The sequence below is a fragment of the Pseudoxanthomonas sp. 134C1 genome (assembly GCF_057773065.1).
Genome location: NZ_JBYMTH010000007.1, coordinates 104,791 through 118,329 on the forward strand (window position 1 = coordinate 104,791; position 13,539 = coordinate 118,329).

Sequence of the window (13,539 nt, forward strand, 5' to 3'; positions counted from 1 at the left end):
GCGCGGGCATGCTTTCCCCCTACCCTCGACTTGCTCCTGTTCCCGCCCGGAATACCAGCCAACGTCGACAACAGAACAAGCATCCGCCGGTGACAGGCGGCGCATGATCCGCATCCGACAGCGCAGCACCTGCTACTGCGTCGCCGAATTCAGCGGAGCTGGAACAGGAGCGGAGAACTTGCGCCTGTCTCCGTCGGGCTGCCAGGGCCATGGCGTCAACGCCTCGAACGTTGGCCACACCTTGGTCATGGACTCCGCGTCAAAAACATTCCCTCCCTTGATGACGTACTGGATGGCCTGCGTGTTGCGGATGTCCCGCAAGGGATCGCCACGCACGATCACCAGATCGGCGATCTTTCCAGGCTCGATGGAACCCAGCTCACGATCCAGGTCCAGTTTCCTGGCCGGGTTAAGCGTTGCCGCACGCAAGGCGTCGTGCGGTCGGGCGCCTCCCAGCACCAGCGCTTCCATTTCCCAATGCGTTCCTTGCCAGGACACACCATGCGTCCCTGTACTGAGCAGCCCACCGCCGGCGAGAATCCTGGCATTCAGACGCGCATCGCGCTGGAACTGGCGTTCCCGCTCGACATGGTCCCAATCGTCCGGCCTCTCCCGCATGCCACGCTCGGCGACCTCGGTGGGGGTGAATCTCCGGAACTTGCGGTCGGCAAGCAGATCGTGCCGCCGGGTGAAGTAGTCGGGCATCCCCATTTTTTCGATGACCACGATGGGTGTGTAGCCAACACCGCTCTGGGCCATCAGCGACACCACGTCATCACCCAATGGATAGGTCCAGAACGCATGCTCCACTGCCGTATAGCCATCCACCATGCGTGTCAGGTTCATGACCCGGTCACGCCCCTCCGAGACGACGGGCACTCCCCGTTTCCGTGCTGCGGCGATCAACCATTGCCGCTGGCCACGCAGGGGATAGGCATACTCTTTCAGAGGGCCGTCCAGCATCCCGCCACGGCGCGTGATGGCATCCTCCGCGTCCTCCTCGGAGGCCAATGACACAACGCCCGACCGCCCTGGTGCCGCTTCATCCCCAATCAAGACCGGACCGGACGTCAGAATCCTGGGGCCCATGATGTCGCCCACCTCGATCATCTCCGCCTGTCCTATCGGATCCAGCAACGTGCGGGTTGCGGGATCGAATATCGTCGTCACGCCGTAGGCCAGCGATGCGACATAGGCCTGGAACTGTTTCTGCCACAACTCCATCGGGTGGATCTGATGGGCATGCACGTCCATCAGGCCGGGAATCACCGTCATTCCGTTCGCCGGAATCACCGTTGCCTTGGCCGGGATGGCGACATCGCGCATGGAACCGACTTTCACGATCCGACCATCCACGATCACCATCGCGCCATTGCGCACCACCTCATCGCCGCGCATGGTCACGATATCGGCATTGACGATGGCCAGCGTGCCTTTGGGGATATCGCGCGGGCGTTCGACCCGGACCGCGGCGAGCCGCCGCTTCGCGCCGCCGCCGATCCGGGCCTGCTGGATCGCATTGCCTTCGGCCCACAGCAGCCGGTCATTCCCCACCCAGGCCACATGCACCGGAAGCCTCGCGCCATCGATCTCAACCGCTCTCGCCATGTCCAACCGCGCCGGCTGGGCGCCGGCGCAACCCGGAAGATCGATGGTGTATAGCCGCCAGTTCCGGGTCATCGCGATCCGCGCACCATCCGGAGATACCACAGCCTCGTCGGAATCCGGAATCTCGAAGCACGTCCGGGCGCCATCTCCGTCGACCTCGACCTGATGCACCCATTCCGTCGGAATCCGAACGTTCTTCGGTTCCACCGGACTTCCCTCCAGCGCGCCGCTGCCAGACACGTAGATGTGCAGGCCATCCCTGGAGAATGACAGGACCGGACTGATTCTTTCACCGGGATATGAGGTGCTCGAAAAGCTCGCAAGACCCCTGTCGCGCGTCGTGCCGGACATGGATGAAATCCGCAGGTCGAATTGTCCTCCCGGCTTTGGATCGTCGCGTAGTTGCAGGTAGGCCACGGATGCGCCATCGGGCGACCAAGCGGGGTTCAGGTACTTTCCTGGAACCAGCGTGATGGGTTTCTCCGCACCGGTGCGCAAGTCGCGCACCCGCAGGTCGCCCATCCCGGCGGCACCTGCCGCGACATAAGCGACCCGCGTGCCATCCGGGGACAGGGCAGGGGCAAACTCGAAAGCCGCGCCGGATGTCAGCCGACGGGACAGTCCCGTCGCCACGTCCGTGGCGTACAACTTTCCGAGAACACTGGAAAAAAGCTGTCCATTGCGCGGATCCAGCGTGGGCCACCTGACCACCTTCGACACGACGGAATCCGGGATTCGAAGCCCGCCTGCCACATGAACCGGCGGATCTGTCTGCATGTCGACCCGGATCCTCGCTGGAATGATCTCGACCCTGCCGGAGCCTATCCATACACGCTTGAGTTTCAAATCATGCCAGGCAACGATGGATTCCCCATCGGGCATGAAGGAGAACGAAGGCACCGGATCTTCGGAATACGTAAACATGCGTGACCACGGCATGCCTTCCATAATGACGCGCGTGGCGCCGGTGGCGAGATCGCGCACCAGCAGGTCCCATTGCCCGCGCCGGCCTTCCTGCACATAGGCCAAGCGGGTCCCATCCGGGGATAGCCTGGGCTGCGTGCCGCGGATTCCCAGAGGCTCTGCCGTGCTGCTGGCCAGATCGAATTTCGAAATCTCGCCCAACGGTAGCTGCGATCTGTACTTGCCAGATCCGTCATGGGTTCCTACCCCGTAACCTCGCAGGCCATCGGCGGAAAACTGTGCCTGCGCCGGCAGCAGGCGCATCCCGAGTTCGGTCTTGTTGCCGTGACTATCCATGAGATGGGTGCGAACCACGTCATCGCGTACGGTCTGGAACAGCAGCCCACCCGCCGGTGTCCAGATGGGTGCGGTGATCTGTGCTTTCCATCCTTGAGTGATCTGTCGCGCACCGGAGCCGTCCACAGCGGCCACCCAAAGATTGGGGCCGCCGCCATGATCGCTCATGAAGGCGATCCGCTTGCCATCCGGCGAGTATCGCGGCATCCATTGAAAATCCGGGCCTGTCAGCAACGGCTCCGCGTCGCCTCCCTCAACGGACACCCGATAGATGTCGCCCAACACATCGAACAGCAGGAACCTTCCATCCGGCGATACGTCCACATGGGAATGCGTCGCTTCGGTCGTGGTGAAGTTGATCCGGCACCGCTCCGCGCAAGTCTGCGATTGACTCGCGCGCGAGGGTTCCATGGCGACGCTCCGGCAACCCGCCAGCATCAACAGGAGCAGGGCAAGGATAGGTCGATGCAAGGAAATCTCCGTAGACTTGTGGCGTTGAATTTTGACGCTAGCGCACCATGCAGCCCTTCATGTCCCGTATCAGGTTCACGACGCCATAGGGATCTTTCAGGCTCTTCGTCTCACCACTGAGGCGAATCATCCGGTTGATCCGCGCACCGCTCGCAAGCTCTTGCAGAAACATGGCTTCCCTCTTCTTTGCGATCAGCGACTCCACGGCCTGCCTGTCCAGCCCGGCCGCGTGGACAATGGGACCCTCCAGGAGAAATCCCGGCGTGTTCGAGAAGAAGGAATCGCACAGGAACTGCACCGCTTCCTTTTGCCTGTCCGCATCGACCGGCCGCGGACCGGGCCCGCGCGATGCCGCTATCGTCCGGTCTTCCATCCTCGAACTGTTTTCGCTGGCATCCACCAGCCGCCCCCCTACCAGGGACAGTACCTGCCGATGCATCACGTACCACTGCGTGAGGGCGGCTTCGTAGAGGCTGCGCGCATCGAGCAGGCCCGCGATCTCGGGATCCTCCTCCCGGAACACATGTCCTCCGAGCATCGCCATCGATCTTTCGAGGTTCCGCATGCCCAGCCGCGCCCCGGCGATCGGATCGGATACCCCCGGCGTCTCGACGCCGCTATAAGGGTCCAGCGTGCCGTCTTCTTTTCCATACCGGTACAGCGGGCTGCCGTTCCAGGCCTGCTCGATGACGTCCTGCGCATCGTGTCCGTAGCCCCACCTGATCCAGAACAGGTCGGCGGGCCCAGGCTTCTGTATGAGCAGGTCCGCCGGCATGCCATCCTCCGGCTGTGCGAGGAAGTTGAACCTGGCATAGTTCATGATGCTGGGACTGAAGCCATTGGCCATCACCCAGGCCCGGTCTCTGACCTGCGCCGGTGTATAGGTGAACGTGCCGTAGGTGCCATCCTTGAGGCCGAGCAGATGACCCGTTTCATGGGCCGCCACTTTCTGGACAAGGGCACCGAGAAGCGTCTCCGACAACGGCGTGTCCAAGGCACGGGGATCGACCGCCGCGAGCGCGACGACATATCGCGCCAGGTAACCTTCCAGCGCATGATCCTGCCCGCTCATGTGGTACTGCAGGATCTCCCCCGTCCGAGGGTCGAAGACGTTCCCTTCGCAGCCGCGCTTCCTTGATTTCCAGCACAGCACCGAATTGCGCACGTCGTCATAGTCCATGGCGTCGGCGTCGGTGGTTGTCACGGCGCGTACCGCTCGCCGGTAGCCGATGGCCTCGAACGCAGGCTGCCAGGACTCGATGCCCGCCGCGACCCAACGCCGCCACCTTGCCGGCGTCGCCGGGTCGACATGGATGACAATCGGGCTTGTGGGCTCGACCGATGCGTCCGCATGTGCGGGGCCCTCAAGCCGCCATCGCAATGCCACTTCGTCGGGGGCCTGCTTCCAGGGATAGTTGGATTGCCAGTGCCCCCGCGGCTGGAACGGCGTCGGGCCCGCCAGGCGCCGGGTAGCCATCCTCCGTTCGGGGAGCTTGACGAAATTCCAGCGAATCTGCGCCGCGCTGGTTTCCTCCTTGCCAGCCTTGACCATCAGGGGGACCACCACATTCCTCGGAAAACTCCTTGGCGCTCCGAGCCTGACGGCGCCGCTGCCTGCGAGTCCATCTGATCGGCCCCACCCGGCCGGGAAGGCCCGACCAAACAACGACGTCACCCGGATTCGGTAACGACCCTCGGTTGCCGGTACCACCGGGAACTCCGCGGCGCTCGTCGCGGCTTGCGTCCAGTCGGGCAGAAGTTCTTCCTGTCTCCCGGAAACGGTGAGCAGAACGATCTTTTCATGCTTCATTACCCATCGAAGCAGTTGCCATTCCCCTTTTGCTCGGCCCCCCGTCCTGAATACGGCGAAGTCGCGCCCAAGGTCCTGCTGCCTCAGGTAGAAGTAGATATCGCGGCCACGGTGCTCGACATCCCATATCTCCTTTGAGGGGGTTTCAACGCGCGTCCCCGCGCGTTCCGCCGGGGCGCCGACCGACGCATTTTTCGCATCGACCGGAGCAGGCACCGCCTGCCCCATCAGCAGAAAGAGCGCGGTGATCGCCATGTACTTCATCGGAACTGATTTCCTGTGCTGGGGCGACGGGACATTTCCGGCCCGGGTGTTGCGGTTGGGTTGCGACGGCGGACGAGGCACGCAGCCACGAGCCGCCATCGTCACTTCGGATGGAAAGTCACTGCACTACAGGCGAGTGTTGATCGCCCTGTTTTCTCGAACAGTCGGCAATGCCTTAGGTCGCTCAGAACCTCAGGCGCAACTCGGCGTAGTACGTGCGACCGACGATGTCGTAGGTGCTGGCGTCGTAACCTCGTTGGTAGCCACACCCGGCGCAGAACCTGGGTTGCTTGTCCAGCACATTGGTGATGCCGAAGGTCAGGTTCGTCTCGCCAAGCCAGGCCATCGTCTTCAGCCACTTGCCCAGTTCGATGTCCGCATTGAAGTCGAACAGCCAGAAGTTGCCCAGCATGGGATATTCACCCGCCTTCGGGCCGGTCGAGAATGCCTGTGAGTCGCGATATTGGCTGATATATCGCCCCGCCACCATGGTGTGGATTCCGTCGCGGGGTGTCCATCCCAGGCGGGGAACGATTTTCCAGCGTGGCGCCCAACCATCGTTGCGTCGTATGGCGACGTTGCTTTCCGAAGGTGATTTGTCGGTTAGTTGGGTTTCATGCTCATAGGTATAGCTCGCGGACAGGCTTGCATTGAATTCGCCGATACCGGTGGGCAGGTAGGCGTCGGCGGCAATGTCCACGCCAGCACTGTCGTAGCGGCTCATGTTGATCTGGCGCAGATCGAGGAGAGTGACCATCCCCGTCGCGGGATCGCGCGTCACCCGGCTCTGGAAATAGGCTTCGTTGTCGAGCAGCATTTGAGGACTGACGCCCGTGATGCGGTCGCGAAACTTCATGCTCCAGTGGGTCAGCGACAAGTTCCAATCGGCGGAGGGGCGATACAGCAGCCCCGCCGTGATGGTCTTGCTGTTCTCCGGCCCCAGGTCAGGGGGAACACCACCTCCGCGAAGCGCGGGCACCGGATAAAAGAGTTGACCACCGAACTTGGGGTCGTAGAAGCTGGTCTCCGTCGGCTCAACATCCTGGACCGCGCTATAGGACAGCAGCGGCCGGAATGCGGTGCTGTAGGTGGCTCGAAACAGCAGTTTCTCGGTCGCCCAGGCTTCCAGTCCGAAAGTCCTCGTCTGTGTATCGTCTTTGAAGCGTTCGCTCGATTCGCGACGCATGGCGCCGGTCAATGCGATACGTTCCCGTGACGAACCTGGGCGGGCAGAGAGGATCGGCACTCGCAGTTCCGCGAAGGCTGCACTGCTTGTGGTCACGCCATTGATGTATCTGGTGACTAGCGTTGGCGTATTGGTATGGAGACGGATTTCCTGCCGCTGTCGCTCCAGCCCCAGCAAAGCCCGAACTTCGCCTGCTGGCAGCTTGAACAGGGGACCTCGGACGAACCCGGTCCAGACATCGCTGCGGCTGGTGGTGGCATGGTTCAAGTCCTCACCCACCAGCGAGGCGAGGAGTTCCCTCGATGCCGGTGCACTCCCATCGGCGACAAACGGATTGATCGCCATGGCCGGATCCGTGGCTGCCAGCGCAGCCGCGACTTTGTCCCGGTCCCACTGCAAGGCTCCTCGCATCGCGGCCTTGTCGCGCGACTGCATGCCGGTCAGCTCCCAGTCGAAACGCCCGAACTTTCCCCGAAGCCCCAGCATTCCGCGCATGTTTTCCTGGGCGAAGCTGGCGTATAGACCGGTATCGCTGTATAGAAAATCGACCCCAACCGGTACACCGAACGGGTTGTAAGGGTTGTCTGCTGCGACGCGAGAGAGCAGGGACGTGGGTCCGTCCAAAATGAAGAACTGAAGTTCACGAGCAGGCACGCTTCGCTTGGTATAGGCAAGCTCCGAGATCACTTCGATCCTGGGCGTTACCTCCATTTGCATACTCGCGCTTATGCCACGGTTCTGCTCAGCGGAGATCAGATGTCGCTTGGATGACGTCTTGTTGATCTGGCCCTGGGTGGACAGAAAGTCGGATGGCGTCAGGTGACGGCCATCGTTTCCCAGGGGAACGGTGGCCACGGGCGAATCCAGGCCCGGCAAGGGCGCACGATTTTCCAGCGGGACATTCCAGCAGCCGCCGGTGGGAGGACACCCCGCCAACGAGTAGACTGTGGCAGGATTTCCATATGATGAACGTTCGTCTTTTCCGCCGAAGCGACGGAAATCCTGGTTCGCGGTGATGCTACGCTCGGAACTGAACAAGCCGCTGTTGCGATTCCAGTTGAACGCGACCGTCAGGTTGCCCCGGTCCCAGGCCTTGCCCCACATCGCGCTGAGCATGTCGCGGTCGTAACCATCGGCCGTGGTCTTGCGCATGCGTATTTCCCATCCCTGAGCGTCGCGCCGCAGTACTACGTTGATCACGCCGGCCAGGCCGTCGCCGCCGTACACGGCGGATGCGCCCGCAGGAAGCACTTCGATGCGCTCCACCAGCGCCAGAGGAATCGTACTCAAGTCGAATTGCCCGGTGGAACTGAACATCGCTGAATCGCCTGCACGACGACCATTGATGAGCACCAGCGTGGTGCCGCGCGGCAACCCGCGCATCTGCACCGTCGTGGAGTTTGCGTTGGCACCGGAAGTACTGGATATCCCTGTCCCGCCGATTTCGCGATCACCCGAGTTGTTCAACGAAACCTCGGAGAGATACATCAGGGCCTGGGCGATGTTGCCTGCCCCGGACCGGTCGATGTCCTGGCGCGAGATGACCTTGATCGGCATGGCCGATTCCACTGGCGAGCCACCGAGACGGGAACCCACGACCACCACGTCGTCAAGTTCCTTGACCTCTTCCTTCCGTGCGCCTGCATCCGCCGGGCTTTCCGATGCCGGCTTCCGGCTCGGAGAGGGCTTTGTCGGTGCCGGATCCGCAGGTTTGAGTACATACGTCCTGGCATTGACACGCTCGGAGGCCAATCCCGTCCCCATCAGAAGCCGGGCAAGCGCTGCGGCAGGCGAAAGCGTCCCGCTGACCGCCTGCGCGCGCTTTCCGGCCACCAAATCCTGCCGATACATCGCCTGGAAGCCGCTCTGCGTACTGAACTTCTCCAGCGCCATCGACAAGTCCCCGGCGGGAATGTCGAACTTGACGACCGCTTCCTGCACGGCGTCCGGCGCCGCGCCTGCCGCATATGCGGGCAGGCAGACTGCGATGGCAACCGTCAAGGCCAAGGCCTTGCACGAAGCGATTGCCGTCATGGTGGTCCGCGTCTTGCGATGATGCATGCAACCGTTCTCCCCGGTAGGCAGCGGGCACCGTGCCCGACCTCTCCCCTTGAGAAGGTTGATGGCGTGCGAGGAATTCCCCCTACCTTGCATCGATTACCGGATCATTGCGGCATCAGGACAATTTCGCTTCCACGCCGCTCCACGCGTACCGGCAGGATCAGGCTGGCGGCGTCGGCGATGGAAGCGTTGTCGCCGGCATGGAAGTTCCCGCTGATCCGCACATCGGCCAGGCGGGGATCGCCCAGCCGGAGCTTCTCCCTGGAATAGCGGTTTGCTTCCGTGATGACTTCGGCCAAGGGCGCGCCATGGAAGCGAAGCCAACCCTCCAGCCAGCCGGTGGCGGATTCCGGGTTGATGGGGGCGATCGCCATGCCGGTCCTTGCCGACAGGATGGCACGCTCATTGGGTCTCAACACGTGGTGCTCATCGCCACGCGCCACCTCAACACTGCCTTTCAGCAAGGTGATGACGGCACTGTCCGGTTCACGCCGTACCTGGAACCGCGTACCCAGCGCAGTCACGGTATCTTCGCCGATGCTCACCACGAATGGCCGAGCCGTGTCGCGTGCCACTTCAAACTGGGCCTCGCCGCGCAGCAATGCAATCTCACGCCTGCCCCTGGAGTAGCGGACTTCCAGCGATGAGTCGGTGTTGAGCACAATCTGGCTCCCATCGGCCAGGGTTTCCGTGCGCCGTTCACCCAGCGCCGTGGCGTATCTGGCGGGTGGCGGTGCCTGCATGAATTGCAGGACGAAGTAACCGAGACCCACCAGCATCAGCAGCGTTGCCGCCACCGCCAGGAACCGCTGGGGGCGAAACCACCGTCTGCGCCGCAAGGCGGCCATATCGGCGGCCTGGATCGCCTTCAGTTCCGGGTCTCCGACCAGACTGCCTGCTTGCTCCCAAAGCCGCTGAAAGCGTTCGTACGCCTCTGCATGCCTGGGGTCCTCGTTCAACCAGGCGTCGCGCTCCCTGCTTTGGCGCAACGTGGCATTGCGGCGCCGTGCAAAGTGCTCGGCGGCCTGTTCGTCAATGGGGTCTGGGTGCTTGTCCATACCGTTCATCATGTCTAGAAGTCCCTGTCCCCTACGGCGGCGCGGCAAGCCAATAGCGCCTTGGTGATGTGTTTCTCGACCATCTTCACGGAGACCCCCATCCGTTCCGCGATCTGCGGATAGCTGAGTCCGTCGAAGCGACTCAGCATGAAGGCCAGGCGGCATTTCGGTGGAAGATCGCCAATCGTGCGCTTGAGGAGAATGTCGATGGCTTGCCGCGCGTCGACAATGACTTCGACCGGCGGCTCAGGCGAGCGCAACGGGTCGGTGTCGTCGAGGGAATGGTGGTCGCCGGCACGGTGGCGCTGGCGCGTACGGTGATGTTCGAAGATCAGGTTGTTGGCAATGCGGAACAGCATCTGCCGATGGTCTTCGATGTCGCCCGCATTGCGGTACTTCATCATCCGCGAAAGGGTTTCCTGGGCAAGGTCAGCCGCAAGTTCGCGGTCGCCGAGCCGCTTTCGCAGGTAGTGGAGCAACTCATCACGATGTTCACCCAATGCGGCATCGAATGCTTCACGCGGGCTCAGGGCGCTTGTCTCAGGCTTCGATTCGGAAGGGTTCGATTGGAGAGGACTGGACATGCGCGGCTCGGCTTTCTCACCGGACAACAGACCGCAAGACTCCCGGGGGAAGGTATCCAGCGGGCGAAGCAGGACGACAACCTCAGCATTCATCAGTCCGCCCCTCTCGCGCAAGCGGGCATGGCCGGCCATCGGGACTTCGGTTGGCACTTCTGCTGGCCCAAGATACCCCCTCCTGGGCATCGGCGGGATGCCCCTGGAATTGCTGATGACAGAAGGCAACACCCCCCTACCTGTCGCATCCGCATCCGTGGCACGCAGTGATGCTTGGCTAGTCCGCCAGATATAGGCCATAGGATTCGAAGTTGGCCCCTTCAGCCGTCCGGCAGAGGGGATCCTTGAGTTAAAAGAAGACCCGGCTTGCGCCGGGTCCATGGAAACCGCGAAGAACGCTTCGGCAATCAGAACGTATACCGATAGTTGGCAAACACCTGTCGCCCCACCGGGCTGTAGGCCCGCCAGAAGTAGGGATAGCTGGTGTAACTGTCGTCGCGGGGATGGATGTTGTTGAAGACGTTGACCACGCTGAAGCCGACAGTGGCCTTTGGCGTGATCTTCTTCTGAACGTCCAGGTTCCAGAGAAAGTACGGCGCGATGCGTGTGGATTCGTCCCAGCTGGGCAGTGAGCCGAAGCGATAGCCGTACAGGTTGGTGCGCCAGTCGTTCTTCTCCCAGCCCACGGTCCAGTTGGCCCGGCTGCGGAAGTTGTAGTAGCGGCGGTCGTCGCGGATGTTCTCCACTTCGTCGTCGGCGAAGCGCTGCAGGTCCAGTTTGGTGACGTGGGTGTAGTTGATCTGGAAGTTGAATTTCCCCCGACGGTCCGTGTCCAGTGCGTACTTCCAGGTGGCGTCGAATCCATCCGAACGGATCATCGACTGGTTGACGGGATAGGCGGAATAGCGGTCCACCTTGCCGTTGCCCAGCGAGGATTCATCACGACTGATGAGGCCCAGAAAGTGGGCGCAGGAAGGCGAACCGGTATCCACCGGATTGCCCCGGCTGTCCGTGCCCAGGCGGCAGTCGGCGTACGTGCGCATCAGGTAGTCGGAATCGATTTCGCCCACCTGGTTTTCCAGCTTGATGCTGTAGTAGTCCAGGCTGACGGACATCTGGTTCATCACGTCCCAGACGACGCCCACGGTGTTGGAGCGGCCCTCTTCCTCCACCAGGTCCTTCCTGCCCTCGTAGGTGCGGAACACCTGGTAGTTGTAGTCCGGGCCCGAGCAATCCGGAGACGTCGGGTCGATGCCCTTCGTCCGGCAGAGGTAGGCGTCGGTGATGTAGATGTAGGCGCCCGAGTTTCCCGCGTAGACATAGTGCATGTCGGGCGCCCGGAAGCTGGTCGCATGGGTGCCACGCAACAGCAGCGAACTCACGGGACGCCACTCCAGCCCCGCCTGCCAGGTGAAGGCGCCGTCCACATCGGTCTGGTCGTCGTAGCGGTCATAGCGTCCGGCCAGGTTGGCCTTCAGGTTGTGCAGGATGGGCACACCAAACTCCAGGCCGAGCGCGTAGCGATCCCGGCTTCCGCCACCGCGGGTGCTGGTGAGGTTGTAGATGCTGTCCTTGCCGGTGTAGTCGGTGGCGCTGCGCGGATCCGGGTTGAGCGCGTACTTCTGGCGCGCGCCCTCCAGCACGAATGCCATGCCAACCGGCCCGGCCGGCAGATCGAACAGGTCGCCGGTCAGGGCGAACTGGCCTTGGGTGGATTGGGATTCCGCCGTCGAATGGACGGTCGTGATCAGCGATCGGTAGTCCGCCGGCGACATTGGACTGAACAGGCGGTCCACCCGGACGTGATAACTCGGGTATCTGGCCGTCCCGACATACCCCAGCAGGTCGCCAAAGAAGTAGTCATTGATGCGGTCCGTCGTGAAATACGGCATCTCGAGGGTCATGTCGTAGCGCGAGTGCGAGATGCCGGCATCCCAATCGAAACGCCCCTCCCACCACGTGCCCCGCAATCCCAGGTTCAGACTGAGCGATTCTTCCTTGAAGACGGACTTTTGCGGCCCCCCGGTTTCGGTTGGAGTGAAGATGCGCTTCGCCTGAAGATATCCGAGAGCCGGGTCATGCACCCAACCGGCGGTCTGCCAGAATCGCGTCGCACTCGCGCCGGTGTTCTTCGAGCGGGTGTACAGCAGTTGACCGTAGGCCTGGAGGTCCTGGCCGAAATCCAGCGTCCCGGACAGATAGGCCGACGCCTTGTCGAAGCTGTTCTGGATGGATTGCGTGGCCGGATAGCCGAAATAACCACAACGGTTCTCGTTGGCGACATTGCGCGCGGATCGGAAAGGCTGGAAGTCCGGGGACGTCGCCGCACACGCCGAGCGCAGCGCATCCACCGAACCGGACAGGTGGCCGTTCGCGTCGGGCCACACATAACCCGAACCGTTCTGGTACAGATAGACGCCGCTGGCGGCGGTCGCGTTGTGCGGATCGTCCCGGTAGCGGGGATTGTCAAGGTAGGAATCCATGAAATCGCGCTGCGACGCGAGGATGGATTCCCGGTTCATGTACTCCAGCGCGTAGATCAGGTTCCAGCGATCGCCGGTCTTGCCGCCGACCCATTGGAACAGACCGGTATCGCCACCCCCACGCGTGGTCGTACCGCCCCGGACATACAGAGAGTCACCCTCGAAGTTGGATTTGGTGATGATGTTGATCACGCCCGCCACGGCATCGGAGCCATAGATGGCGGATGCGCCGCCGGTCATGATCTCGACACGATCCACCGCCGCCGCCGGAATGCTGCTAAGACTGACAGCGTTGGACTGGCTGTTGTAGGGCATCGGATAGTCGGCCATCCGCTTGCCGTTGAGCAGGACCAACTGATAGCCGGGGCCGAGACTGCGCAGGTTGATGAACTGCGCGTTCGGCGTGAAGCCGCTCTGATTGAGCTCGTTCTGCACGCTGCCGGTGAACTGGCTGAGCGTGGAAAGGGCTTCATAGACCGTCGAAAACCCTTCCTTCTGGATGTCGTCCGCGGTGATGACGGTGACCGGCGAAGGACCTTCGATGTCGACCCGCTTGATGCGGGAGCCGGTGACGGTGACCTTGTCCAGGCTGGTGGTGGATTGTTTGTGGTCGGATTTCCCGCTGTCTTCCTGCGCCAACGTCGGCCCATGGAAGGAAAGCGCCATGACCGCAAAGGCGACGGCCACGCTGATAGGGCGACGACCTGATACGTGATGGACTTGCATGACTTCCCCTTGGTCGATGGCAGAGCGCGAACCG

Annotated in this window: 6 protein-coding genes; all 6 read right to left on the reverse strand. The window is 62.3% G+C overall.

The genetic code is table 11. The features are described from left to right. Window positions 1-132: 132 nt before the first annotated feature. Window positions 133-3,279, reverse strand: a complete 3,147-nt coding sequence (locus AC3DEZ_RS14075; RefSeq protein ID WP_488388771.1) for an amidohydrolase family protein — start codon at window positions 3,277-3,279, stop codon at window positions 133-135. 97 nt (window positions 3,280-3,376) lie between these two features. Next, on the reverse strand, window positions 3,377-5,413 hold the full coding sequence (locus AC3DEZ_RS14080) for a zinc-dependent metalloprotease (RefSeq protein ID WP_488388772.1): 2,037 nt from the start codon (window positions 5,411-5,413) through the stop codon (window positions 3,377-3,379). Between the two features lie 184 nt (window positions 5,414-5,597). After that, the gene (locus AC3DEZ_RS14085) at window positions 5,598-8,660 is read right to left on the reverse strand and encodes a TonB-dependent receptor plug domain-containing protein (RefSeq protein WP_488388773.1); all 3,063 of its coding nucleotides are present in this window, start codon (window positions 8,658-8,660) and stop codon (window positions 5,598-5,600) included. A 104-nt stretch (window positions 8,661-8,764) separates the two neighbouring features. Further along, window positions 8,765-9,730, reverse strand: coding sequence for a FecR family protein (locus tag AC3DEZ_RS14090; RefSeq protein WP_488388774.1), 966 nt, complete (start codon window positions 9,728-9,730; stop codon window positions 8,765-8,767). 2 nt (window positions 9,731-9,732) lie between these two features. Beyond that, the gene (locus tag AC3DEZ_RS14095; protein ID WP_488388775.1) at window positions 9,733-10,434 is read right to left on the reverse strand and encodes an RNA polymerase sigma factor; all 702 of its coding nucleotides are present in this window, start codon (window positions 10,432-10,434) and stop codon (window positions 9,733-9,735) included. Between the two features lie 269 nt (window positions 10,435-10,703). Beyond that, window positions 10,704-13,505, reverse strand: coding sequence for a TonB-dependent receptor plug domain-containing protein (locus tag AC3DEZ_RS14100; protein ID WP_488388776.1), 2,802 nt, complete (start codon window positions 13,503-13,505; stop codon window positions 10,704-10,706). Window positions 13,506-13,539 lie beyond the last annotated feature (34 nt).

Bases quoted from the DNA above. Each gene is read 5' to 3' on its own strand.
- AC3DEZ_RS14075 (WP_488388771.1), bottom strand. From the start codon at position 3,279: ATGGAACCCTCGCGCGCGAGTCAATCGCAGACTTGCGCGGAGCGGTGC.
- AC3DEZ_RS14080 (WP_488388772.1), bottom strand. From the start codon at position 5,413: ATGAAGTACATGGCGATCACCGCGCTCTTTCTGCTGATGGGGCAGGCG.
- AC3DEZ_RS14085 (WP_488388773.1), bottom strand. From the start codon at position 8,660: ATGCATCATCGCAAGACGCGGACCACCATGACGGCAATCGCTTCGTGC.
- AC3DEZ_RS14090 (WP_488388774.1), bottom strand. From the start codon at position 9,730: ATGATGAACGGTATGGACAAGCACCCAGACCCCATTGACGAACAGGCC.
- AC3DEZ_RS14095 (WP_488388775.1), bottom strand. From the start codon at position 10,434: ATGGCCGGCCATGCCCGCTTGCGCGAGAGGGGCGGACTGATGAATGCT.
- AC3DEZ_RS14100 (WP_488388776.1), bottom strand. From the start codon at position 13,505: ATGCAAGTCCATCACGTATCAGGTCGTCGCCCTATCAGCGTGGCCGTC.